This is a genomic window from Bacillus sp. FSL K6-1284 (assembly GCF_038002625.1).
Lineage (GTDB): Bacteria > Bacillota > Bacilli > Bacillales > Bacillaceae > Bacillus > Bacillus paralicheniformis.
The window spans coordinates 375,504-398,566 of sequence record NZ_JBBOCW010000001.1; the positions used below are offsets into that span (position 1 = coordinate 375,504).

Genomic DNA, 23,063 nt, shown 5'->3' on the forward strand with positions numbered 1-23,063 from the left:
ATAGGCCTTCTCCCCCCCTTCTAACAGGGGATTGATCCCATTTTTTTAAAAGTCGCATATAAGTCTATACAAGAGTGTAAAGGAGAAGTATGATTAAGTTAAAAACGAGTAGGAGAAAGGATATGGAAGAGCTATTAGAACAAGTTGTTTCTCTTTCAAACATTAATGAGATCATTGACTTTATCAGCGGCGAGCTGAAAAAGCCGGTCATACTGGAAAGCGCAGATTTTTTCTTATTAGCTTATAACTCCTATTATATTAACCATTTTGATGCAGCAAACCAGCAAACGATTTTCTCCAAAAAATGTCCGCTGCCGATCTTTGAAAAGTTCGTCGAAGAAGGCATTATTGATCAATTGAAAACGATTCCGACTCCTTTTAGGGTAAAACAGATTGAAGAAATCGGGTTAAACCAGCGGGTTGTCGTCAGCGCCAAGTATAAAGACGAAATTATGGGCTATATCTGGGTGCAGGAGATTGAAGACGACTTGTCTGATGAAGAGCTTGATTTCTTATACAAAGCATCCTTTCATGTCGGGAAGATCATTTATAAGAAAAAACGCCTCAAACAAGAAAAAGAAGAACAGGCGGAAGAGCTTTACAAAAAGGCAATTAACGATCAGTTTCAAACGGAAAAAGAGCTGAAAGCAGCCGCCGATAAGGCGAGCGTTGTCCTGCCGGCCGTGTTTACCGTCATGGTGCTTCAAGTCGTTGACGGGGAGGATGAACTGCTCGAGGATCTGAAGGAAACGATCCGGTCTTATTTAAACCTGAAAGATAATATCAGTCACGTATTGGAGGATCATTCGAATATCGCCATCATTGTCGGCAGTGTGTCGCGCAAGCGTTCCGCGCTGGCTGCGGCCTCAGAACTGATCAACCGTCTGTTGACCCATTTGCGCTCGCAAATGCTGCCTCTTATTTTAATCGGGGTCGGCAATGAGTACAGCAGCCCGCTGTCCCTTGGCAGAAGCTACAGAGAGGCGCTCCAAGTGACGAAAGCAGCTGAAATCACGGGAAGCCAGGAACACATTCCCTATGAATACCAAAAGCTCGGGCTTTTCAGGTATCTTGACCAAATCGCCGCAAAAAACGATCATCTGCAATATGTAAACCCGGACCTTCAGCTGCTGAAAGAAAAAGATAAAGAAAGCCACACCGAATTTTTGAGAACGCTTGAAATTTATCTCGTCAACAACTGCAAGGTCAAGCCATCCGCAGAACAGCTGTTTATCCACCAAAACACGCTCAACTACCGTATCAAACAAATATTGGAAATGACATCGATCGATCTCAATGATTTTAATACTAGATGTCAATTGTTTATCGATTTAATGCTGATGAAGAAAGCAGGCTACAAATCGTAAACAGAAAAAGAAAAGCCGGTGCATGAAGTGCCGGCTTTTAATATGTCCGATAAACGTAAGGATCTTTCGGCTCTTTTATAGGAGACCAATCCTTCACCTTCATCACGGGAATCGTAGATTTAAAAGGCTGATAGTATTCGTTAGACAGCGTTCCTTTTACATGGAGCCACTGATCGTCTTTAATATTCGTATGTTCAGGGAATTCGACCAGCATACCGTAGACTCCCGAGTCGGCGATGCAATGAATGATTCCGAAGCGGAGAACAAACAGCTGTTTATCATTGATCGCTTCCCCTTTAAAGGCAAAACCGTCGAATTCGATCGTTCGGTCAAGGAATTCTCCCGGATATTGATAGATCGTTTCCATGCCCTTCAAAAAATCATCGTCTTTTAATGAAATATGCTGTTTTCCTTTATAATTTTTCAGCGCTTTATTCATCAATTCATCGTACCCTTCCTCGCCGTAGTAGATGCTTGTATCAGGGCGCAGGTACTGGGTTTGGGCATAATGCTCCGGCTGTTCGATCGCTTTGAACGAGAAGCCCTTCGACTTGACGATATTGGAATCAAGCGTCGCTGCCGGCAGAAAAAGTCCGGTGCATAAAGGGAAGATGAACACGAAATAAATGAACATCCTTTTCAGAAAAGGCTTATCTTTTTCATGATCGTGATCATGGCCGCATCCGCAGTCGCGGTCACATCCTTTTTCGTCTGAGCCTTTCATATAAATGTAGAATTGCACCGCTGTCAAAATGGCCAGAAGAAAAATAGCGATGTATGAAAGGTAAGCATATTTCATATTAATATATTTTGTCAGATTGCCGGATGCATGAAGATGAAAAAAGAAAAACGTAAACAACATTAAAATGAATGTGCGAAACATGTTCTCACCCCTTTACCAACAGTGATCCGGCTAAGACAATAACGGCGATGTAGGCGATTAAGACAAACACAAAGCGTTTTTTAAAGATGCCGAGCATCATCAGCAGATTTTTGATGTCCACCATCGCTCCGAATACAAGAAAGGCGATAAGTGAGCCGAGTGAAAACGTGCTGCTGAAAGAAGAAGCAATAAAAGCGTCGACCTCTGAACAAAGGGACAGCACAAATGACAGCCCCATCATAACAAGGGAGGAAGATACATCATTCTGCCCGATCGCCAAAAGGGTAGATGTTTTAATATACGTCTGCATTGCCGCTGCGACAAATGCGCCGATGATCAAATATTTTCCGACTGAGAAAAACTCGTCAACTGCATGGCGGAGCGTCCCGCCGAGCTTTTGCAGGAAAGACTGGTTCACATGGGCATGGTGGTGTTGGCCGCGTGTCCCGTTCTCGATCAGCTGATTCCCTTTAAATTGATAAGAGATGATCAGCCCGGCAATGAGAGACACCGCAATCGCCAACCCGCCGCGATAGAACACAACATCCCATTTGTTCCCGAAAGCGATGAATGTCGAGAATAACACAATCGGATTGATGATCGGGGCCGTCAGCATGAAGGCGACCGCTGCGTGAAGCGGTACGCCCTTTAAAAGCAGCCTGCGGGCAATCGGAACGATGCCGCACTCGCAAGCCGGAAACAATACCCCGGCAAATGTCCCTGACAAAACGGCGAGAAATCGGTTTTGCGGGATGATTTTCGCCATCATCTCCTCCGTCACAAACATTTGAATCAAACCTGATATAAAAACCCCGATCAAAACGAACGGAATCGCTTCTATTAATATACTGATAAATATTGAGTTCAGCTGCAGAAAGGATTGTGAAGCCACAAAAAAACCTCCGCGCAAATGCATATTTTTAGTTTCAATCTAGCATTATAACATAAATTGAAAAAGCGGTTTTGTGCGGCGGGGTCAGATAATGGGAGGAGCAGAAGTGACAGAATCAATACATATAAAATCAATACACAGCCTTGAAGGGGAATGTTATGATAAGAATATTCAAAAAATGAAAAGAAGAGGGGAAAGACAAGATGCAGCAGCCTTATGATATGCCGCTAGAACAGCTTTACCAGTATAAACCGGAACGGACGGCACCGGCTGATTTTGAAGAGTTCTGGAAGGGTTCATTGGAGGAATTGTCAAATATAAAAGCGGAGCCTGAGCTTGAACCGCATGAATATCCGGCTGACGGGGTAAAAGTCTACTGGCTTACATACAGAAGCACCGGGGGAGCGCGAATCAAAGGCTGGTATGCAGTACCCGACCGCCAAGGGCCGCATCCTGCGATCGTCAAATATCACGGCTATAACGCCAGCTATGACGGAGACATTCATGATATTGTCAATTGGGCTCTTCACGGTTATGCGGCATTCGGTATGCTGGTCCGCGGGCAGAGCAGCAGTGAAGATACAGAGACCTCTCAACACGGACATGTACCCGGCTGGATGACAAAAGGAATCCTCGATCCGAAAACATATTACTACAGAGGGGTCTATTTAGATGCCGTACGAGCAGTCGAAGTGGTCAGCGGTTTTGCTGAAGTCGATGAAAAGCGGATCGGAGTGATCGGGGCAAGCCAAGGAGGCGGGCTGGCTGTCGCGGTTTCGGCGCTGTCCGATATTCCAAAAGCAGCCGTGTCCGAATACCCTTATTTAAGCAATTTTCAACGAGCGATCGATATAGCGATCGACCAGCCTTATCTCGAAATCAACTCCTTTTTCAGAAGAAACACCAGCCCGGATATTGAACAGGCGGCTATGCGGACCCTGTCTTATTTTGATATCATGAACCTTGCTCAAGCGGTCAAAGCGCCCGTTCTCATGTCGATCGGACTGGTTGACACCATCACACCGCCATCCACCGTCTTTGCGGCTTACAATCACTTGAAAACGGATAAAGAAATAAAAGTGTACCGCTATTTTGGACACGAATACATCCCGCCGTTCCAAACCGAAAAGCTGGCGTTTTTGAGAAAGCACCTGAAATGAATAAAAGTGAACACCCGGTGAAGCCGGGTTTTTTTATGTCTTGATTTAAGAATATATCGTATTATAAGATATAATTAGAGAGGGTGATGAAAGTGAATACAGAGAAAATCATAGAAATGATGAATCAGGACTGGACGGATATTTACTACCATCTGCACACAAAGCATGATGATCATTTGTCTCACCACGCGGTTCGAATGCTTCAGCATATCGAAAAAAACCGCTTGGTGACCATTGGCCATTTAGCAAAATTATTGGATGTCTCTCATAATACGGCATCAGAACATGTGAAAAGACTGATACAAAAAGGACTTGTACAGAAAAACCGGGACAGCAGCGATGAACGCAAAGTCTACGTCACGTTAACGCCTGAAGGTGAAGAAGCAGTGAAACGGCATACGAGACTTCATCCGAAAAAACTGCAAAAGGTGCTGGAGCAATTAAATGAGGAAGAAGTCGAAATGATTAAAACAGCATTTTCCTTGTTGAGCCGGGAGGCAAAATCATGTTTTTAATAGTGAAAATCGGGGTTTCTGCAATATTGATCGCCATTATAACCGAAATTGCACGAAAATCGCCTGAAATGGGCGGAATGATTGCGGCTTTGCCTCTTGTCAGTCTGCTGAGTTTATTTTGGCTTAGTGTACAAGGGGAATCTTTAAAGCATTTAAGCCAATTCGCGAAAGGCGTGCTATGGGGCTTTCCCGCCACGGCGGTTCTCCTTTTGATCGTGGTTTTGAGTTTAAAAGCATCATTTCCGGTTGTCATTTCTGTTGTGTTTGGAGTATGCGGATGGGGCGGGTGTTTAATGCTGCAAAAGGCTCTCATCCATGCGATATTCGGGTGAAGGGGAATGGAATAAGAAGCCGTTTGTGCTGCCGCACAAGCGGCTGAAACGATCAGGGAGCGGCATACCCCCCTGTATGAGACTGTCACGTATAAAGCTTGGAGTAATAAATCATCCTCGCCGGAAAAGGAACGTCTCTGTATGGCCCCTCGGGCGGGATGGATGTCGACAGAAATCTGAAATAATGGTTCCCGAGTATTTTTAAGTTTATCGGATAAGTCTGGACGGTTTCAGGAGCGAGTTCATAGGAGAATGCTTGAGCTTTAGATTGACTGACCATGAACTTTTGATATTCCCCGTTTTCAAAGCAATATAAATAGCCCTTTAAACGATGCGCTTCCTGGTTGACCAAAGAGATATACAGATCTTCTCGGCCGTTTTTTTCAACCGGGTTTCCTGCTTTGTCAGACAAGTAAATCAATCTTGTTTGAGATGGGCTGCCGCTGTTCATTTGACAGTTAACAGGTTCAATGCAAGCAGGATGAGTCGAGAGCCGGTCAGAATGCGGGGCATGTGAAATCAATTCAAAATAGTAGGGTGCTACATCGTCGGCATCCCGATTCCATTTGCAATCGTGCTCAGCCTTTGGGTCGAACATGAAGGACTGGGTGATGATATAAACGATGTGTCTGCCCGCAGGAACATGCTGGAGCCTGATTTTGATTTCCTTGGACGAATGAGCGGGAACGATGGATGGAAAGGTTTGCGAGGGCCGGTCATTTCCTTCAAAGAAAACGGATATATGGATGCGGTCTTCGGCATTCGTATGGTTGCAGCAGACGTATGATGCTTGGAAATGGCCTGATGGATCGGTTTGATAGCTTAATTTGTTTCTGTCGATCGTATAAAGGTGATCTGCGTGAAAATAAGTCGATCTGAGGATATGGATAATACCGCCTCCGTTTCACAGTATGGAAAGCCGCCGGAGCACCCGGCAGCTTCTTGCTATTTTTTGATATAAACCTCTGTCCGCTTTTCCAGGAAATCCTGGAGCAAAGCGATCGCCGAGCAAACGGCCCAGTAAATCAAGGCAACTAAAATATACATCGTCATATAGTCGAACTCCCGTCCGCCTACGATTTTTGCCTGTTGAAACAATTCAGGCACGGTGATCATGGCGGCGAGGGAAGACGCTTTAACGAGATCAAGCATTACGTTTGCAAGAGGCGGGAGTGCAATTCTAATCGATTGAGGGACAATCACGTGGCACATCGTCTGCCAGTAGGAAAAGCCGATCGATTTTGCAGCGTCCCACTGCCCTCTGTCAACGGACGACAGGGCCGAGCGGATAATCTCGGCAATGTATGCGGCGCTGTTCATGCTGAAGCCGATTAAGGCAGCAGTCAAAGCCGTAAATTGGATTCCGATATAAGGAAAACCAAAATAAAGAATAAATAGAATGACAAGGATCGGAACGCCTCTCATAAACGAAATATAGATTCTTGCCGGCCAACGAAGCAAAGAGATCTCCGACATGCGCCCAAGCGCGATGAAAAAACCGAGAATTAAACCGGCAAACATGCTCGCAAATGAAATAAAAAGCGTATTCCATATGCCTTGCATCACATAAGGAAACGATTTCGCAGCCAATTCTGCATTAAAAATATACTCCCATTGAATAGAGCCCAATTGACATCCCTCTATTTATTCATATCGACATCGACAAAGTCGATATCCTGCTTTTTCGAAACGTCGGCACCGCCGAAAAACTTTTTCGAAATCTTTTTAATTGTGCCGTCCTTCAGCATTTCGTCAATCGTTTTGTCGAATTGTTTTTTTAGTTCTGCGTTTCCTTTTTTCATGATCATGCCTTGCTGATGCGGATAGTATTTAAGATCGGGATGAATAGTCAGATCCAGATCAGGCATTGCGGCGAGCGCGAGTTTTTGAAGGTAGTAGTCGTTTAAGATGACATCGGTTCTTCCATTCGCTACATCCTTTAAAAATTGGTCATTTGTTGCGTTGTCGTAAATGACTTCCTCAGCTCCGTATTGGCGCGCGATATCCATGTAAACTGTCGTAGCTGCGCCAGCGGCTTTCTTTCCCTTTAAGTCCTCAAGCGTGTGGATGCCTGATAGATCTTTTTTGCGGACGATAGCCGTTCCGAATGAATATTTATAAGGCGTAGAGAACAAAAACTTTTCTTTGCGGTCGTCGGTCATTGTAATATCGTTGGCAGCAGCGTCCACTTGTCCGCTCCCCACCGCCGTCAGCATGCCGTCAAAGCTCATTTCTTTAAATTCGACATCCAGGTCGAGCCGTTTAGCCGCTTCACGGATGACTTCCACTTCGTAGCCGGTCAGCTTGTCTTTGCCGGAATCAGTGTCATGATATGAAGTAGGATAAAGGGTTCCCGAAGTCGCCACAACGATCTTCCCTTTTTCCTTTATCTCATCCCAGGCTGTTTTTTGATTTTCAGCCGTATTTTGAGTAGTGCTGCATGCAGCTGTTATAAGAGCGAGCGCTAACACCGTTATCAACAATGTAATGCGCTTATACGTATGCAATTTATTCACTTAAAAAATCCTCCTATTCCTTTAGTCAAGTAAACCATAGCACTGAAGTAGGGATTAGGCAATAAGATAATTAGTATTGGGAAAAAATAAAATAATTGATTGTGCAACCTGCTTTACTTTTTAAGGTGAAAGATGGAATCATAAAGATATTGGTAAATTGAAACACAAGGAGGATAAGAAAAGATGAAAAATATTTTAATCATCAACGGACATGAAGCCTATCCCCATGCAAGAGGACAGCTAAATCACACTATTTTTACAGCGATGGCGGACAAGCTGGGTGAAAAATATGAAGTGAAAAAAACAGTGGTGGCAGACGGCTATCAAATCTCGGAGGAGCACGAGAAATTCAAGTGGGCTGATGCTGTTATTTATCAGACGCCTGTTTACTGGTTCAGTGTTCCTGCTTTATTTAAAAAATATATTGATGAAATTTATGAGTACGGGCTTTTTTATCAAGGGTCTGAAGACTACGGCAGAGGCGGGCTGTTTACAGACAAAAAGTATATGTTTTCAACCACATGGAACGCGCCCAAGGATGTATTCTCCAAAGAGGGGACATTCTTCGAAGGTAAAAGCCTTGATGAAGCGCTCTTTCATTTGCACAAAATGCAGGAATTCGTCGGCATGAAGCCTTTAAAAACATTCTCTGTCCATGATGTCATCAGCAATCCGCAAGTAGATCAATATTTAGCTGATTTGGACGCCCATTTAAAAGAAGTATTTTCGATTTAAGTCAAGAGGTTTGTGCTCAGGCGCAAACCTCTTTTTTCGTTATCCTCTAAGAAAACGTGATACAGTTGAGTAAAAGCAAAGCAGGGGGTGTTCGCATGTTTTTAAAAAAGCTGACTTTACTTCGGGAAGAAGTTCCTTCTTATGCAAAATATCCATTTTCAATTCCTGCTATTCAACATTTAAAAGAACTGACGTTTCAAAAAAACGTAACATTTTTTGTGGGGGAAAACGGATCAGGCAAATCGACGCTGCTTGAAGCAATCGCAGATAAATGCGAATTTAACACGGCTGGCGGGGGAAGAAATAATACATATGAAGTGTACGGTTCCGGTTCGGATTTGGGAGACTATATCAGATTGTCATGGCTTCCTAAAGTAACAAACGGCTTTTTTCTGCGCGCCGAATCTTTTTATCATTTTGCCACTCATATTGATGAAGTAGACATCACCGGTTTTCGAGGCTACGGAGGCAGATCTCTTCACGAGCAATCACACGGTGAATCTTTTTTATCGCTTTTCAAACATCGTTTTAAAGAGAAGGGAATCTATCTTCTCGATGAGCCTGAAGCTGCTTTATCCCCGGCAAGACAGCTGGCATTTTTGAAAATTCTTCATGATTTGACGAAATCAAACCAAGCTCAGTTTATTATCGCCTCTCACTCCCCCATTTTATTAGGGTATCCGGAAGCCGACATCTTCAGTTTTGATGGTGAACGAATCACTGAAGTGAACTATGAGGATACGGATCATTACACCTTAACCAAGTATTTTCTTCAGCACCGGGAAAAGCTTCTGGCGGAGCTGTTTTTAGATGATGTTTGATCTGAAACGCGTTTCATAGGATATGATAAAGTGCATCCGGATCAAAATACGAAACAGGAGTTGAGCCATATGATTCATCAGCAATTACGCCCATTTCCAAACCATTTCCTATGGGGATCAGCTTCAGCAGCCTATCAGATCGAAGGAGCCTGGAAGGAAGACGGCAAAGGCCTCTCGGTTTGGGATGTGTTCACAAAGATTCCCGGCAAAACGTTTAAAGGAAGCAATGGAGACATTGCGGTCGACCATTACCACCGTTTTAAAGAAGATGTTGCTTTAATGGCCGAGATGGGGTTAAAAGCATACCGTTTTTCAGTCAGCTGGCCGAGGATTTTTCCCCAAGGCAGGGGAGAAGTCAATGAAGCGGGCTTGAGATTTTACGATGACTTGATTAATGAGCTCCTTGCTCATGATATTGAACCCGTTTTGACGCTTTATCATTGGGATCTTCCCCAGGCTTTAATGGATGAATACGGCGGCTTTGAATCCAGAAGGATTATAGAGGATTTCAATACGTATTGCGTTACGCTCTATAAGCGGTATGGGGACAGGGTCAAATATTGGGTGTCCCTTAACGAGCAAAATTACAATTTTAATCATGCCTTTATCACAGCGATGCATCCTCCGGGTGTGAAGGACAGGAAACGCTTCTATGAGGCTAACCATATTGCATTTCTGGCGAATGCAAAGGCAATCGATTCTTTTCGCCGGTATGTTCCCGATGGAAAAATCGGACCGAGTTTTGCTTATTCGCCTGCATATCCGCTCTCCAGCCGTCCGGATGATATCCTCGCTTTCGAAAATGCTGAGGAATTTACAAATTATTGGTGGCTTGATGTGTATTGCCGGGGAACATATCCGGGCATTCCTTTGAAATATCTGAAGAAAAAAGGCTGGGCGCCGACAATTGAGGAGGGGGATATGGAGCTTTTAGCAAAAGGAAAACCTGATTTCGTCGGTGTGAATTATTATCAAACCATCACATATGAAATGAATCCTCTAGACGGAGTAGCGGAAGGAAAGATGAATACGACCGGCCAAAAGGGCAGCAACCAGGAAACAGGTATGCCCGGTTTATACAAAACAAAGAGGAATCCTCATCTTGAGACATCGAATTGGGATTGGGCCATTGACCCGATCGGTCTAAGAATCGGGCTTCGCAGGATTTCCAGCCGCTACGGGCTTCCGCTTTTCATAACGGAAAACGGGCTTGGGGAATTCGATAAGGTTGAAAATGACGGCACAATTCATGATGATTACAGAATTGCCTACTTGCGTGCGCATCTTGAACAGTGCAGACAGGCTTTAAACGACGGAGTCGATTTAATCGGCTACTGCAGCTGGTCTTTTACAGATTTATTGAGCTGGCTGAACGGCTACCAGAAAAGATACGGTTTCGTTTATATTAATCGTGATGAAGAGAATGTAAAGGACTTGAAGAGGATTAAAAAAGACAGCTTTTACTGGTACCAAAATGTCATTCAGACAAACGGGGAAGAGCTTTAGGAGAAGGGCGCCGGTGACACCGGCGCCTTTATTCTTTGATCAGGCCTGTTTAAAATCGAGAATATAGGTGATCTTCGCAGTGCTGCTTTGATCAGGCATAATCGTATAGCATGTCAGCTGATAGACGCCTTGCGGGATGTCGCATGACAATTTCTTGGATAGGACGCTTGCAATTTCGACCCCGCCATGAAGCACGTCGAAAGAAACGGTGACGCGCCTGTTAAAGGAGGGAACCTGTTCCTGGACATTCAAACGAACTTCTACTAATGATGCCGTATTATCGAGAGCTTCAAACGAGACCGCGTGTTCTCCCGCTGTGTAGCCTCTTTTAATATCCTCGTCTGTCCAATCCATAACGGGCGGCTTTCCGCCTTTTTGATAAACGGTAAACTGATGGTATGACATCGTCATTTCTTCTGCTTCCCACTTTTTGATCAAAGAACGTACCTCCAGTGTTATTTAATCTTGAAAAGTATTTTCGTGCCGTCCGGATAATCGCTTACCTGATTGCCCACCCAAGATCCTGCTCCACGGTTATCAGAAGGACTGATATACTCGACGGAAGCACCTGTTCCGCCTTCTTCGCACATGGCCATCGGCCACTCGTCGCGGTCATAGCCCGATTTGGAAGGAACATCTTTTAACGATTCCTTTCGGCGTTCGTCGGCTCCGTCCCTGTCGATCGTACAGATTTTAGAATGCCCTTTCTTGATGGCCTTTCGAATGTGCGCGCCTGTTTCAGGATAGCGGTCCGACGGGAAAATCAGCACTTCATCATAGTCTGAGCCGTTTTGCCGGCCTGAAGGCTGGTGTTCTGAAGTGAAAAAATCGCCGGATATAATGCCGATGATCACGACGGCGACGGCGAGCAAGGTGATCAGCAAAGATTTAATTTTGTCCATTCGTGTTGTCCTGCTTTCTTATAAGTTGAATCACTCAGCCGCAGCGGGCCGGAAGTAAATACAACTTTATTATCGTAAAAATGATTTGAGAAATAAAGGGGAGATTAATAGGTTTTTCCTCCTGAAAAGCTGAATTTTAGTCTATCATATCGCCTTTTTTAAAAATTTTGCCGGTTCGTTTAGAAGGTTTTAGAGGTTCAAAATTTAAATTTCTCATATGGAAGAAAAACTTTCGAGCCCCCTTTATCAAGCTTTCCTGCGCGAATGATATGAAATACAAGACAGAAAAGGAGCTGACTGAGTTGCTTCGTAAGCTATTGAAGGCACTTCAAAATGGTAAAAACCGACGATACAGCAGCAGTGACTACGGACGGAAATCATACAAAAAATACAGCAGCAGCGATTATAAAAGAAAAGGGTACGGTCATCACCATTACAAAAGAAAGCATAAGAAATTTTTCGGCAGCAGCTAAATCGCGTGAAAACATTGATGAGATGGCTGTTTGACCGCCCGCTCAAAAAAGGAACCGTCTTGGAGGGGAGATATCGAATCAACCGTGTGCTCGGGATGGGCAGCTACGGTATCACATATCTTGCCGAAGAACTTGGGAGAGCCGGTTTCCGCGTCATCAAGCAGCAGAGAAAGACAAAAGCATGGACATCAGCCGGCCGGAGGTCTTTCAACCGCGAGGCTGAAATTTTGCGGGAATTGGATCTGCCTGCCGCGCCCCGTATATATGAGGTGCTTCAAGCGGCCGGCGAGCGGTTTATCGTAATGGAATATATCGAAGGAAAAACCTTTGAAGATTTGCTCTTTTATGATGGACATGTCTTTGATGAACAGCAAACGATCCGCATATTGAAGGAAGTGCTTCACAGCGTTTCATTTCTTCACAGGAGAGGGATTATTCACCGCGATTTGAGGATTCCCAATTTGATTGTGAGCGGAGGAACGATCCGCATTATAGATTTCGGACTGGCATGCCATCTGACTGAAAGAGAACGTGTTGATGACCGGCACCCGGAAAAAAGGCTGATGCGTGCTGTTTCAGTCAAAAGTGACTTTTATGCGCTGGGACATTTCGCATTGTTTCTCCTGTACTCCGGGTTTACTCCGTCCGGCGAGGAAGAAAAATGCTGGGAAGAAGAACTCAGCCTATCGTCCGGGTTTACATCCGTTCTGAGGAAGATGTTGCAAATTGATCAGCCGTATGAGCGTGCAGAAGATATTATCGGCGACTTGACTTCCTGTACGGCGAAAAAGATGAAGCTGCCGTTTTAACGACAGCCCAGCGTGTCGACAAACCCTCGCAGTCGTTGTCAGGCCTGCTAAGTCGGTCTGACGAATAGAAGGAGGATCGGGAGGCTGACGTTCTGAGGCGTCCTGCCTGAATACCGCGTCATTATATCCTGTGAAAGTCTTCTCCGATGCACGGCCTTCCTAGACTGTAAGGGATGCGGGTCACGCTGAAAGGATGACAAAATCCCAAAACTAAAAGTCGTTTTGGGATTTTGTCAACGCGAGAAGATTAATTTTTGTCCCCAATTTCAACTTAAATCGTTTGCTCTTCACTGCATTCCCCCTTTTGCTCACCAGTAAATACATATCGGTTAAGACGGAGACGTTTTAAACAATTTGAAAGCCTAAAGTTCCTCTGCTTTTTCGGCTTTTTTTGTTTCATACTGTTTTTGTTTATTTGCGATGTAGCTTCTGGCCTCTTGATGCATACGCTGTTTCAGTTTGTAGACTTCGCTGTTTTGATAGATATGTGAATTGTAGTTTAGCGGAGATGCATTTTTCCCTTTTCCTGTTGCGTCGATCAAGGCGGAGTAGTCGGACTGGATCATTTGCTGAATTTGCTCAGAGGCCGAGTATTCTCTTTTGAGCAGCCCGTCAAGATCCTCGACAGCTTTAATCGTGTCTTTTCTGTTTTGGTTTGCAGCATCGAGCTGCTGTTTGATTTCATCGGAAGAGAATGGTTGTAGCGATATTAAATCATCAATCTGTCCTAAAATATTCGACAGTTCTTGTTGCTGTGCAGAGACCATGTTTTGAGAGTGAATGTGGACATTTGCAAGCTCCTGTTCAAGAAATTGAACATCAACGAATGTGTCCTCTGAAAGTCCGGCATTTTCGGCGGCAGCAGATACACCATTCAGAAACTGAATCTGCATATCAGCTAAATCCAGCCAGCCGTCTACGATCCCTGATTGGTCTCTGTAAAACGCTTTAATGGCATCGGCGCCTTTTCCTTGGAACTCATCAAGTTCTGCGACGCTGTTTAACGATTGTTTTAAGCTGACGAGCTGTTCTCTCAAGTTTTTATATTCATCAGATCTTTGCTTCATAGCTGATAATAGGGTTTCCGCTTCGTAGACTTTCATTGGAAATCTGCCCTTCCTGCGACTTATTTAGTACAGAGTGTACCACTTTGTCACATGGGATTGGGCAATAAATCCTGAATATCCATGAAAATGAATCTTTGTGATCAAATTTGTAAGCTATTTAGGCTTTTTGTCGTGATAGGAGACTTTTGATTTAATAGTTAATTAGTCCCTTTTATGGCGGAGTTGTGTCGTCGGACTGAAGAAAAGCAGACAACTAAAAATGTGAAATACTGTGAACAACACAATTGAAAATGTGATGATATGGTATCTTAAAATTAAATATTAAATAAAAAAGACTCGGAATATTGTAATTAAACATAATTGACTACTTTCTCATGCTTGATTAGTATAATAGTAAAATATTTTTAAAAAAGGATATTTTTAAAAGGGGGGGATCGGGATTGAATGAAGAAGGTTATCGGCTTGGAATTGATATTGGAGGAACTTTTACCGATCTTATATTGTTAAACCAGGCGGACGGGAGCATGACCGCAGTTAAAACGCCGACCGTTCCCGAAGATCCGGCCCAAGGGATCATCAACGGTTTGGCTCTCTTGAAGACCCAGGGTGTTCACCCTTCAGAAATTCATCACTTCGTACACGGCATGACAATCGGTTTGAACACATTATTACAACGCAAAGGGGCTGATATTGCTTTATTCGTAACCGAAGGTTTCCGTGATATTCTTTCGCTTCAACGCCTCCGGCTTCCGATACCGTACGATTTTAGATCGAGAATGCCGGAGCCCCTTATTCCCCGGAAAAACGTGTTTCCCATTCAAGAAAGAATGCTTTATGACGGCTCTGAAAAGCTGCCGCTCCATAAGGAAGAGATCGATGAGGCGGTTGGACAAGTTTTAAGAAAAGGATTAAAAGGAATCGTTGTTTCTTTTTTGCACAGCTATCGGAATCCGCTTCATGAACGCCAGGCTGCAGAACGGATCAGACAAATAGCACCTGAGCTTGAGGTTGCAACGTCTGCGGAGCTTTGGCCGCAAATGAGGGAATACGAACGGACGGTTATGGCCGTCGCAAACCTATACATCAAACCGAATGTCCATCACTACTTTCGAACGTTGAAAGAGAGGCTCGCCCTGGAAGGAATTTCAGCGCAGCCGTTTATCACCCAGTCTAACGGAGGACTGATGGACATTGAATCGGCTGCCGAGGCACCTGTCAAAACGCTTTTTTCCGGACCGGCAGCAGGGGTCATCGGTGCCATCAGAACGGCGGAAACCGCCGGAGAGGCGAATATCATCACATTTGATGTCGGAGGAACTAGCGCGGATATTTCGATTGTTGAAGAAGGGGAGCCGACTTTTACACAGTCAAATCAAATCTCTGGATTTCCGATTACGATTCCGTCTGTAGCGATGTATTCGATCGGTGCTGGCGGAGGGTCGGTGGCATGGATTGACAGCGGCGGTCTCTTGAAAGTAGGACCGGAGTCAGTTGGATCTGATCCGGGGCCGGCTTGTTACGGAAAAGGAACAAAGGCCGCACTTACAGATGCGTTTCTTATATGTCATTATTTAAATCCAAACCGGTTTGCATCAGGAAATATGAAACTGTACCGGGAAAGATCCGAAAAAGCGCTCCTCCCGGTTGCCGAATATTTAGGCACAGATGTGGAGCAGGCCGCGGATCAGATGATTCAGGTTGCGCTTGCCAATATGTACACGGAACTAAGCAATGTTATGGAGCAAAACGGGTTTGACCCGCGTGAATTCAGCCTCATGGCCTTTGGAGGCGCAGGACCGGTCACTGCTAATTTTTTGGCTGAGGAAATTCAGGCCAAAAATGTGCTGATCCCGCCGCATCCGGGAACCTTGTCCGCTTTGGGCGCACTGACGGCGGATTTTATTTATGATGCTGTATGTTCAAGACAGGTGCTGCTTGAACAAATAAAAACGGCCGAGTTAAAAGCGGAGTTTGTGAGGCTGCAAGAGCAAGCGGAAGCATGGCTGCGGAAACAGCAGGCGGAGATGCTGCCGGAAACCTCTCTTCTTTACTTGCTTGATGCCCGTTATAAAGGTCAGGCATACGAAATTGAGCTCCTTGTTTCACCGGAATGCCTGGAAGGCAAAAGCACGAGTGAAATCGCGGACTCCTTTCACCTCTTACATGAAAAGCAATATGGACACAGCGATGAGAAAGCAAGCATTGAGTTGATGAATATACGCGTCCGCATCATAGGCAAGACACCGAAGCCGCCAGGCGGTAAAGGAGGCCGAAGTGATCTGCCCGAGGCTGAACCGGTCAGCCAAAGAAAGATCATCATAAAAGGCGGTACATATCAAACCGCTGTATACCAACGTTCAGATTTAAGGTGCGGTCAGAGAATAAATGGGCCGGCCATTGTTGAGCAAGATGATACAACGACGCTGATTTTGCCAAATTGGAGCGGAAAAACTGATCATGCTGGAAATTTGATCATTGAACGGAAGGAGAGCTGACCATGCGCACAGATCCTGCCCGGCTGGAAATGATGAGAAGCTACTTTAACGCGATAGCCGCGGGAATGGGACACGTTATTGAACGGACGTCCTTTACCACATTTGTAAAAGAGTCAGCTGATTTCGCTACTGCGCTTGCGACGCCGGAAGGGGAATTTTTCGTTTATCCGAAAACGGTCGGCGTCACGATTTTTTTAGGCCTTTCATTAAAACGGATCATCGAAGAAAGCGGCCCATTTGAACCGGGAGACATTATCCTCACAAATGATCCCTATACAACGGACGGATTGGCGACCCACTTGCCTGATATACATGTAGTGAAGCCGATTTTCATGGAGGGCGAGGTCATCAGTTACGCGTGGTGTTTTGTCCATTGCAGCGATGTCGGCGGCCTTGTTCCGGCAAGCATTTCGCCGACAGCGACAGACATCCATCAGGAAGGCCTGAGGATACCGCCGGTGAGAATTTACAAAGCGGGAAGAGAAAATCGCGATATATTGAATGTGCTGCGGGCAAACAGCAGGGTTCCCGACTTAAATGAAGGGGATATTCATGCGATGGTGGCCGCGGTCAATACGGCGGAGAACCGATTGACAGAGATGGTCGGCAAGTTTGGAAAAGAAGCGGTCCAACAAGGAATGGATGATTTGCTCGAACAAGCAGCGATGAGAGCCGGCCGGGTTATCAGCGGGATTCCGGAAGGCACATACAGTTTTTCAGATTATCTTGATGACGATATGATTTCTGACGTTCCGATCCGCTTGGCTGTTACGGCAAACGTCTCGGGAGGGGAAATCACATTGGACTTTTCAGACTGTGATCCCCAGGTGAAAACCGCATTTAACCTTGTCACTAATGGAAGCAAACATTCATTTCTATTTCAGGGCCTGATCAACTTTATCATAAGTGAAGACCCGTATATTCCGGTTAACGGGGGACTGACAAGGCCGATCAAAGTTATTGCTCCGAAAGGTACACTGGTTCATCCGGAATATCCAGCGGCCGTCGGAATTCGTCATTCGATTACGATGAGACTTTATTATGCCGTACTGGGCGCTTTGGCCAAGGCGCTTCCGAAAGCTGTGCCTGCAGCAGGCGCCGGTCAGTCAGCGATTGTCGTACTGTCGGTTCCCGACGAATCAACGGGCGGCCGGAAGATGTCCGTGGTCGAACCGATGGGAGGCGGAGGAGGCGGCCAGCATGACATGGACGGAGCAGACGGTATTGACCATGCATCCGGATTTTTGAAAAATACGCCGATTGAAAGCCTTGAACAGCACATTGACATCCATGTCCGCCGCTATGAGCTGATTAAAGATACCGCCGGAGCCGGTTTTCACAGGGGCGGCCATGCAATCGGGCTGGAGTTTGAAGCGACGGCGCCAGAATCAATTGTGACCGCAAGAGGGATGGAGAGAATGCGATTTCATCCGTGGGGGCTCGCCGGGGGAACGGCAGGAGCGCTCGGACGGGTGCGTCTTTATCCGGAGCAGCCTCAGGAGAAAACGATTTCGAAGATCGACGTTTTAAAGCTCAACAAAGGGGATGTTATCAGCATTCATTCGCCTGGCGGCGGAGGCTGGGGAGATCCATACAGCCGGGAAGCTGAATCGATTTTGAGGGAAGTTGAATCGGGCTTGCTGAGCCCGGAAGCGGCATACCATCAATACGGCGCGGCTGTAAAAGAAAACGATGCAGGCTCATTCATTATTGATCTGGAAGAAACAGCTGAAATCAGAAAAAAGAAAGCAGGCGAACCTCGGAAACATTGGGATTTCGGGCTTGCCAGAGAAGAATACGAACGGTGCTGGACAGAGGAAGCCAGCAGCACATTGGCCCGGATTCTGCGACAGCTTCCGGCTCATCAAAGATCACATGTTAAACATCTAGTCCACCGTTATTTTTCAAAAGAACATAACGGTCCGATCAGCAAAGGCGATGTTGCGGCCGCTGTGGAAAAACTGGCTGGCAAAAATAACACGGGAATGGTGAGATGACAATGAAAAGTAAAATTTCTGTTTTATTTATTCTGTCTCTTGTAGCAGTGCTCCTTCTTTCGGGCTGCGGCGGAAACGGTAGTCAGGAAAGCAAACAATCAGATACAGTCGTTATCGGTGTCTATGGAGGCGATTGGGAAAAACATATTAAGCCTAGCCTTGAATCTTTTGAAAAAGAAACAGGGCTGAAGGTCAAAGTCGTTGCAGGGACAGACTCTGAATGGTTTACAAAGCTCAAAGCTGCAAATGGCAGAAATGCTCCGTATGATCTCTTAATCCTGCAGCCGGATACGATTCACAGGGCACAGTCGGCGGGATTACTGGCGCCGATCGATCAGGAAAAGGTTCCAAATGTCCGCGATCTGTATCATTCCGTTCAGAAACGCTTCACTGATGATGGAAAGCAGTATGCGGCCGGTTTCAGTATGGGGCAGCTTGGAATTGTCTACCGAAAGGACCTTGTACCGCAGGAGCCTAAACGCTGGACGGATCTTTGGAACAGCAGCTATAAAGGTCATGTGGCCATATCATCGCCGGCTTATTCGGCGGGACTTCAGTTTTTTGTAGGATTAATCAATGCCCAGGGCGGCCTGGAGTCAAATGGGAAAGACGTGGATAAAGCGTTCAACAGTTTGGCGGATTTAAAGAACAACATAACAGCCTATCCCGATAATCCGGGCTCAATACAAACGCTTTTGGAACGCGGGGATGCATGGGTTGTCCCGTTTTGGGACGGACGCGCTTTTTCTTTGCAGGACGCCGGTCTTGACCTGGGATTTGCATATCCCGAGGAAGGTGCCGTCGCAGCAGTTGCAAGCTGGGCTTTGATGAAAGGAAGCCCTAATCAGGATAACGCATACAAGCTGTTAAATCACCTGCTCAGTCCAAAAGTGCAAGGAGATTTTGCCGATAGAACATTTTACGGCATGGCCAATAAAAAAGTGAAATACAGCGATAAATTAAAAGGAAAGATTAAAGTAGGGGAGGACTATTACAGGAATTTAAAATGGGTTGACTATGAAGTCGCGGCAAAAGATCTAGGCGATTGGACAAATCGCTGGAATCAAGTACTTGGCGGAAAATAGGTGACAAACATGAGCGCAATTCAGATTCAGCATGTCAGCCGGCATTTCGGAAACACCCTCGCATTGGAAGACGTACAGCTTGAAGTCAAAGAAGGGGAATTTTTCTCTCTCCTCGGTCCGAGCGGCTGCGGAAAGTCAACGCTCCTTCATATCATTGCCGGGTTCCTTGAACCGACGTCAGGGTTTGTATATATAGGAGGAAGAGATGTAACTGATTTGCCGCCATACGACCGACATATTGGAATGGTTTTTCAGGATTATGCTTTATTCCCGCATCTCAGCGTATTTGACAATGTTGCATACGGATTGAAAGTTCGAAAATGGCCCCGCCGCAAGATTGAAGAACGGGTGATGGAAAGCCTCGCTCTTGTCAGGCTTGAAGCGTTTGCTAATCGCATGCCCCGTCAGCTGAGCGGGGGCCAGCAGCAGCGGGTGGCGATTGCCCGGGCATTGGCGATTCAGCCGTCTGTGCTATTGCTAGACGAGCCGCTGAGCAACTTGGATGCGAAACTTCGAAAAGAAATGCAGACGGAGCTGCGCAGCATCCAAAAGCGCGTCGGTATTACAACGATTTTAGTGACGCACGATCAGGAGGAGGCTTTAAGCTTATCAGACAGAATTGGAATCCTCGGCTGCGGCAGGCTTCAGCAGCTCGGCACTCCGTTGGACGTGTACCGCACGCCTGCTAATCAATTTGTCGCCGAATTTATCGGACAGGTCAATTTGCTGAAAGCGCGTGCGTCGAAGATACAGCCTTCATCAGGCGTTTATGGCTATGAAGCGGTCGATTTTGAAATATATGAAGGTGTTCCGCTGACTTTTGAAATCAGCCGGAATCTCTTAAAAAAATCTTCTGTATTGTTCATGGTGCGGCCCGAGAGAATCTCAGTCTCTTTCGAGAAGCAGAAGAACAGGCTGATTGAAATGCCTGCAACGATAACGGAAGTCAGTTATGCCGGGCATGCTCTCAGGCTGAAAGCCGCTGTTTTCAAAGGAGAATGGATCATTCAGGCGCCCGATCCTCAATTTCCAAGATTGCCGAAGGCGGGGGATCAAGTGTATCTTTCTTTGGATCCGGACGATTTTGTTCCGCTCGATGTAAAGGAGGATGCAGATGGGTGCTCTTGAACAAAAACGGTTTTATTGGGTTTTGCTTGTTCCCGTCCTTTTATTTCTCGGCGTTTTTCTCGTGTTGCCGCTTGTTCTGCTGCTGTTATTAAGTTTCAGAGACGTGGACGCTATGATGAATACGCTCGATACGTACAGTTTTTCTCAATATGTCGAAGTGTTCTCTTCGGACATTTATTTGAAAACAATCGGTATAACGCTTTGGACGGCGTTGAAGACCACTGTATTATGCCTTGTGATGGCGTATCCGGTGGCATATTTACTCGTTAAGGCGCCGACCGGCAGGCTGCGGGCTTTGTTTTATATATTGCTTGTTTCTCCTTTACTGACCAGTGTTGTCATTCGGACGTTTTCCTGGATTGTGCTGCTTTCGCAAAACGGGATCGTCAATGAGGCGCTTATCAGCTTGAAGCTGATTGAAAAGCCCCTGCCGCTTTTATGGAATATGAACGCCGTCATCATCGCATATGTCCAGGTTATGCTGCCGTTTGCTGTGCTGCCGCTTGCCGGTTCTTTAAGCGAAATGAAACTGGATCTTAAATTTGCTTCGATGAGCCTTGGAGCGGGGAGGCTTCGGACATTTTTTTTCGTGACCTTGCCAATGACGGTTCCAGGATTGCTGACAGGAGCAATGATCGTGTTTTCGCTTTCGGCCGGAAGCTATATTACGCCTCTTCTCGTCGGCGGAAGGATGCAGCCGCTGCTGCCGTTATCAATCTATCAGCAGGTCATGCAAGTCTTTCATCTTCCTCTTGCAGCAGCTATGTCGATTACTTTATTAGCCGTTGTCAGCGTGGTTATTGGAATCCTTGGCTTTTTCCAAAAGCGTTGGGAGGCGAGAATAAATGGGTAGACGATTGCGCCGTCTGTCTGGGGGAAAGTGGATTGATATGTGCGTTTGGGCGGCGGGTTTATTGGTATACCTTTTTTTGGCGCTGCCTGTATTTGTGATTATACTGTCGGCTTTCAGCCCGGACGAATATCCGAAGTTCCCGCCATCCGGCGTCTCGCTGCGCTGGTTTGCCGGAGTTTTCAGCAGCAGCGGCTGGATGGAATCGATTTGGGTGAGCGGTATGCTGCTTCTCGTTGTAACGCCTCTTGCGGTGATCCTCGGAACAGTTGCAGCTTATGCATTGGCGCGGCTGAACTTTCCTGGAAAACAGGGCATTCAGGCTTTTATTTTATCGCCGTTGATGATTCCTCAAATCGCATTAGGCGTGTCATTTCTCTATTTATTGACAATGCTTGGGGTAAACGGCACATTTGCCGGCCTGGCTGCCGGGCATATGCTGATCAGCCTTCCGTATGTCTTACGGACGGTCGGGGTCAGCATGGCGAACGTGGATCCGAAGCTTGAACTGGCATCCATGAATCTCGGCGCAGGTCCATGGTATACCTTTTTTCATGTTACCTTGCCGCTCATTAAACCGGGAATCATTGCGGGAGCCGTTTTTGCCGCTGTGACGTCATTCGGGGAAGTATCAATCAGTCTGTTTGTTTCTTCACCTGCTGTCACGCCTGTACCGGTGCGCACGTTTAGCTATATTGACCAGACGTTTGATCCGAGTGTTAATGCGATTTCGGTTATTTTTATCACAGTTTCAGTGATCGCGCTGATCATCATCGAGCGGACGATCGGGCTTTCAAAAACCGTGTAGCAGGCGAAACTCAGCCTGCTTTTTTGTATGAACACCGAAAGTATTTCAAGATACCGTTTAGGAGGAGACAGTTCAGTGATTTTCCGTTCTGCTTCAATGTTTTCGCAAGCTGTTTGTCTTTTCTCGTCAGTTTAAACGGCTGGGTAAAAGAAACGTTTTATTTGAATGAACATTGTAAAAGAAAACGCCTAAGCCTTAACGGATTTTCATGATTTATTCATGAAGTTAAGGCTGTTTTTTTAATATTTTAATATACTCTTTATCTAGGATTTGGAATTTTTTGCGGAATTAAGCGGTTTTTTTCGTTTTCCCGCATATTTTTTTGTCGATTTCGGTATCACGCATTAACATTCATGGATAACATTCGGCATCCCGCATGAAACTTTTCACCTATTTTTCGGTGAAAAAAACAAAATTTTCATTTAAAGTGAACTGTGAGCAGAAAATGAATTTATATCAATAAAAGCAGATAAAGGCAAACCTGCGGAAACGCAGGGACGCAAAGCCATGGCCTAAGGTACTGACGGTGCTACGGTTGACAGGTTGCCGAATAAACAGGGAGTTCGCCCGTTTTTATTCGGGTGGACTCTTTTCTTTTTTATTTCCAAAATAATGTTTTATTGGAAATGACAAATCTGTGACAGCGTTTTTCGCTTATCGCAATACCGCAACATTGCATTGCGGCTTGGCTGTTCGCATCGTCATACATAGCAAAAGATAAA

Annotated in this window: 24 protein-coding genes and 1 riboswitch; of the genes, 16 read left to right on the plus strand and 8 right to left on the minus strand. The window is 45.7% G+C overall.

What is annotated here, in order from left to right; all coding sequences use genetic code 11:
* Nucleotides 1-122: 122 nt before the first annotated feature.
* The gene (locus tag MHB72_RS01985; RefSeq protein WP_023855679.1) at nucleotides 123-1,367 is read left to right on the plus strand and encodes a PucR family transcriptional regulator; all 1,245 of its coding nucleotides are present in this window, start codon (nucleotides 123-125) and stop codon (nucleotides 1,365-1,367) included.
* Nucleotides 1,368-1,404: 37 nt separating this feature from the next.
* On the opposite strand, the gene MHB72_RS01990 is transcribed toward MHB72_RS01985, so the two are convergent.
* Both MHB72_RS01990 and MHB72_RS01995 read right to left on the minus strand, forming a co-directional pair.
* Complete coding sequence (locus MHB72_RS01990) at nucleotides 1,405-2,250, minus strand: TIGR03943 family putative permease subunit (RefSeq protein WP_035337281.1); 846 nt, start codon at nucleotides 2,248-2,250, stop codon at nucleotides 1,405-1,407.
* Nucleotides 2,251-2,254: 4 nt separating this feature from the next.
* The gene (locus MHB72_RS01995; protein ID WP_216921539.1) at nucleotides 2,255-3,166 is read right to left on the minus strand and encodes a permease; all 912 of its coding nucleotides are present in this window, start codon (nucleotides 3,164-3,166) and stop codon (nucleotides 2,255-2,257) included.
* Between the two features lie 179 nt (nucleotides 3,167-3,345).
* On the opposite strand from MHB72_RS01995, the gene MHB72_RS02000 reads away from it, so the two are divergent.
* From MHB72_RS02000 to MHB72_RS02010, 3 genes are all read left to right on the plus strand, one after another.
* Nucleotides 3,346-4,302, plus strand: a complete 957-nt coding sequence (locus MHB72_RS02000; RefSeq protein WP_216921536.1) for an acetylxylan esterase — start codon at nucleotides 3,346-3,348, stop codon at nucleotides 4,300-4,302.
* An 86-nt stretch (nucleotides 4,303-4,388) separates the two neighbouring features.
* On the plus strand, nucleotides 4,389-4,817 hold the full coding sequence (locus MHB72_RS02005; protein WP_043054046.1) for a MarR family winged helix-turn-helix transcriptional regulator: 429 nt from the start codon (nucleotides 4,389-4,391) through the stop codon (nucleotides 4,815-4,817).
* Nucleotides 4,808-5,149 carry a DUF3147 family protein gene (locus MHB72_RS02010; RefSeq protein ID WP_020450088.1) on the plus strand — a complete coding sequence of 114 codons (342 nt, stop codon included), beginning with the start codon at nucleotides 4,808-4,810 and terminating at the stop codon, nucleotides 5,147-5,149. Before MHB72_RS02005 ends, MHB72_RS02010 begins: the two co-directional genes overlap by 10 nt.
* 85 nt (nucleotides 5,150-5,234) lie before the next feature.
* Here MHB72_RS02010 and MHB72_RS02015 read toward each other — a convergent pair whose 3' ends face one another.
* On the minus strand, nucleotides 5,235-5,561 hold the full coding sequence (locus MHB72_RS02015) for a hypothetical protein (RefSeq protein WP_254122265.1): 327 nt from the start codon (nucleotides 5,559-5,561) through the stop codon (nucleotides 5,235-5,237).
* 213 nt (nucleotides 5,562-5,774) lie between these two features.
* Here MHB72_RS02015 and MHB72_RS02020 point away from each other — a divergent pair, with 213 nt between their 5' ends.
* Nucleotides 5,775-5,936 (plus strand): hypothetical protein, encoded by a 162-nt coding sequence (locus tag MHB72_RS02020; RefSeq protein WP_023855674.1) that lies wholly within the window; start codon nucleotides 5,775-5,777, stop codon nucleotides 5,934-5,936.
* 158 nt (nucleotides 5,937-6,094) lie between these two features.
* Here MHB72_RS02020 and MHB72_RS02025 read toward each other — a convergent pair whose 3' ends face one another.
* Both MHB72_RS02025 and MHB72_RS02030 read right to left on the minus strand, forming a co-directional pair.
* Complete coding sequence (locus MHB72_RS02025; protein ID WP_026580507.1) at nucleotides 6,095-6,778, minus strand: amino acid ABC transporter permease; 684 nt, start codon at nucleotides 6,776-6,778, stop codon at nucleotides 6,095-6,097.
* An 11-nt stretch (nucleotides 6,779-6,789) separates the two neighbouring features.
* The gene (locus MHB72_RS02030; RefSeq protein WP_216921529.1) at nucleotides 6,790-7,665 is read right to left on the minus strand and encodes a transporter substrate-binding domain-containing protein; all 876 of its coding nucleotides are present in this window, start codon (nucleotides 7,663-7,665) and stop codon (nucleotides 6,790-6,792) included.
* A 183-nt stretch (nucleotides 7,666-7,848) separates the two neighbouring features.
* On the opposite strand from MHB72_RS02030, the gene MHB72_RS02035 reads away from it, so the two are divergent.
* From MHB72_RS02035 to MHB72_RS02045, 3 genes are all read left to right on the plus strand, one after another.
* On the plus strand, nucleotides 7,849-8,400 hold the full coding sequence (locus tag MHB72_RS02035) for an NAD(P)H-dependent oxidoreductase (RefSeq protein WP_216921527.1): 552 nt from the start codon (nucleotides 7,849-7,851) through the stop codon (nucleotides 8,398-8,400).
* Nucleotides 8,401-8,495: 95 nt separating this feature from the next.
* Complete coding sequence (locus MHB72_RS02040; protein ID WP_216921525.1) at nucleotides 8,496-9,221, plus strand: AAA family ATPase; 726 nt, start codon at nucleotides 8,496-8,498, stop codon at nucleotides 9,219-9,221.
* A 69-nt stretch (nucleotides 9,222-9,290) separates the two neighbouring features.
* On the plus strand, nucleotides 9,291-10,727 hold the full coding sequence (locus MHB72_RS02045) for a glycoside hydrolase family 1 protein (protein WP_216921523.1): 1,437 nt from the start codon (nucleotides 9,291-9,293) through the stop codon (nucleotides 10,725-10,727).
* Between the two features lie 39 nt (nucleotides 10,728-10,766).
* On the opposite strand, the gene MHB72_RS02050 is transcribed toward MHB72_RS02045, so the two are convergent.
* Together MHB72_RS02050 and MHB72_RS02055 are read right to left on the minus strand one after the other, a co-directional pair.
* Nucleotides 10,767-11,165 (minus strand): competence protein ComJ, encoded by a 399-nt coding sequence (locus tag MHB72_RS02050; protein WP_023855672.1) that lies wholly within the window; start codon nucleotides 11,163-11,165, stop codon nucleotides 10,767-10,769.
* A 17-nt stretch (nucleotides 11,166-11,182) separates the two neighbouring features.
* Nucleotides 11,183-11,629, minus strand: coding sequence for a NucA/NucB deoxyribonuclease domain-containing protein (locus MHB72_RS02055; RefSeq protein ID WP_020450096.1), 447 nt, complete (start codon nucleotides 11,627-11,629; stop codon nucleotides 11,183-11,185).
* Nucleotides 11,630-11,962: 333 nt separating this feature from the next.
* Here MHB72_RS02055 and MHB72_RS02060 point away from each other — a divergent pair, with 333 nt between their 5' ends.
* Nucleotides 11,963-12,136: a hypothetical protein gene (locus MHB72_RS02060; RefSeq protein WP_216921778.1), complete on the plus strand. Its 174-nt coding sequence runs from the start codon at nucleotides 11,963-11,965 to the stop codon at nucleotides 12,134-12,136.
* On the plus strand, nucleotides 12,108-12,911 hold the full coding sequence (locus tag MHB72_RS02065; protein WP_216921521.1) for a serine/threonine protein kinase: 804 nt from the start codon (nucleotides 12,108-12,110) through the stop codon (nucleotides 12,909-12,911). The genes MHB72_RS02060 and MHB72_RS02065 overlap by 29 nt, the downstream gene beginning before the upstream one ends.
* Nucleotides 12,912-13,273: 362 nt before the next feature.
* On the opposite strand, the gene MHB72_RS02070 is transcribed toward MHB72_RS02065, so the two are convergent.
* Nucleotides 13,274-14,014 carry a ribonuclease YeeF family protein gene (locus tag MHB72_RS02070; protein WP_075212964.1) on the minus strand — a complete coding sequence of 247 codons (741 nt, stop codon included), beginning with the start codon at nucleotides 14,012-14,014 and terminating at the stop codon, nucleotides 13,274-13,276.
* 404 nt (nucleotides 14,015-14,418) lie between these two features.
* Here MHB72_RS02070 and MHB72_RS02075 point away from each other — a divergent pair, with 404 nt between their 5' ends.
* Genes MHB72_RS02075 through MHB72_RS02100 form a run of 6 tightly spaced genes read left to right on the plus strand, consistent with a single transcriptional unit; the run spans nucleotide 14,419 to nucleotide 22,341 of the window.
* Nucleotides 14,419-16,473: a hydantoinase/oxoprolinase family protein gene (locus tag MHB72_RS02075; protein ID WP_216921518.1), complete on the plus strand. Its 2,055-nt coding sequence runs from the start codon at nucleotides 14,419-14,421 to the stop codon at nucleotides 16,471-16,473.
* Between the two features lie 2 nt (nucleotides 16,474-16,475).
* The gene (locus MHB72_RS02080) at nucleotides 16,476-18,470 is read left to right on the plus strand and encodes a hydantoinase B/oxoprolinase family protein (RefSeq protein ID WP_340901591.1); all 1,995 of its coding nucleotides are present in this window, start codon (nucleotides 16,476-16,478) and stop codon (nucleotides 18,468-18,470) included.
* Nucleotides 18,467-19,555, plus strand: a complete 1,089-nt coding sequence (locus tag MHB72_RS02085; protein ID WP_436967737.1) for an ABC transporter substrate-binding protein — start codon at nucleotides 18,467-18,469, stop codon at nucleotides 19,553-19,555. Before MHB72_RS02080 ends, MHB72_RS02085 begins: the two co-directional genes overlap by 4 nt.
* A 9-nt stretch (nucleotides 19,556-19,564) precedes the next feature.
* Nucleotides 19,565-20,683 (plus strand): ABC transporter ATP-binding protein, encoded by a 1,119-nt coding sequence (locus tag MHB72_RS02090; RefSeq protein ID WP_216921510.1) that lies wholly within the window; start codon nucleotides 19,565-19,567, stop codon nucleotides 20,681-20,683.
* Nucleotides 20,670-21,536 carry an ABC transporter permease gene (locus MHB72_RS02095; protein ID WP_216921508.1) on the plus strand — a complete coding sequence of 289 codons (867 nt, stop codon included), beginning with the start codon at nucleotides 20,670-20,672 and terminating at the stop codon, nucleotides 21,534-21,536. Before MHB72_RS02090 ends, MHB72_RS02095 begins: the two co-directional genes overlap by 14 nt.
* Nucleotides 21,529-22,341 carry an ABC transporter permease gene (locus MHB72_RS02100; protein WP_216921505.1) on the plus strand — a complete coding sequence of 271 codons (813 nt, stop codon included), beginning with the start codon at nucleotides 21,529-21,531 and terminating at the stop codon, nucleotides 22,339-22,341. Before MHB72_RS02095 ends, MHB72_RS02100 begins: the two co-directional genes overlap by 8 nt.
* Nucleotides 22,342-22,805: 464 nt before the next feature.
* A riboswitch (cyclic di-GMP riboswitch) is annotated at nucleotides 22,806-22,892 on the plus strand.
* Nucleotides 22,893-23,063 lie beyond the last annotated feature (171 nt).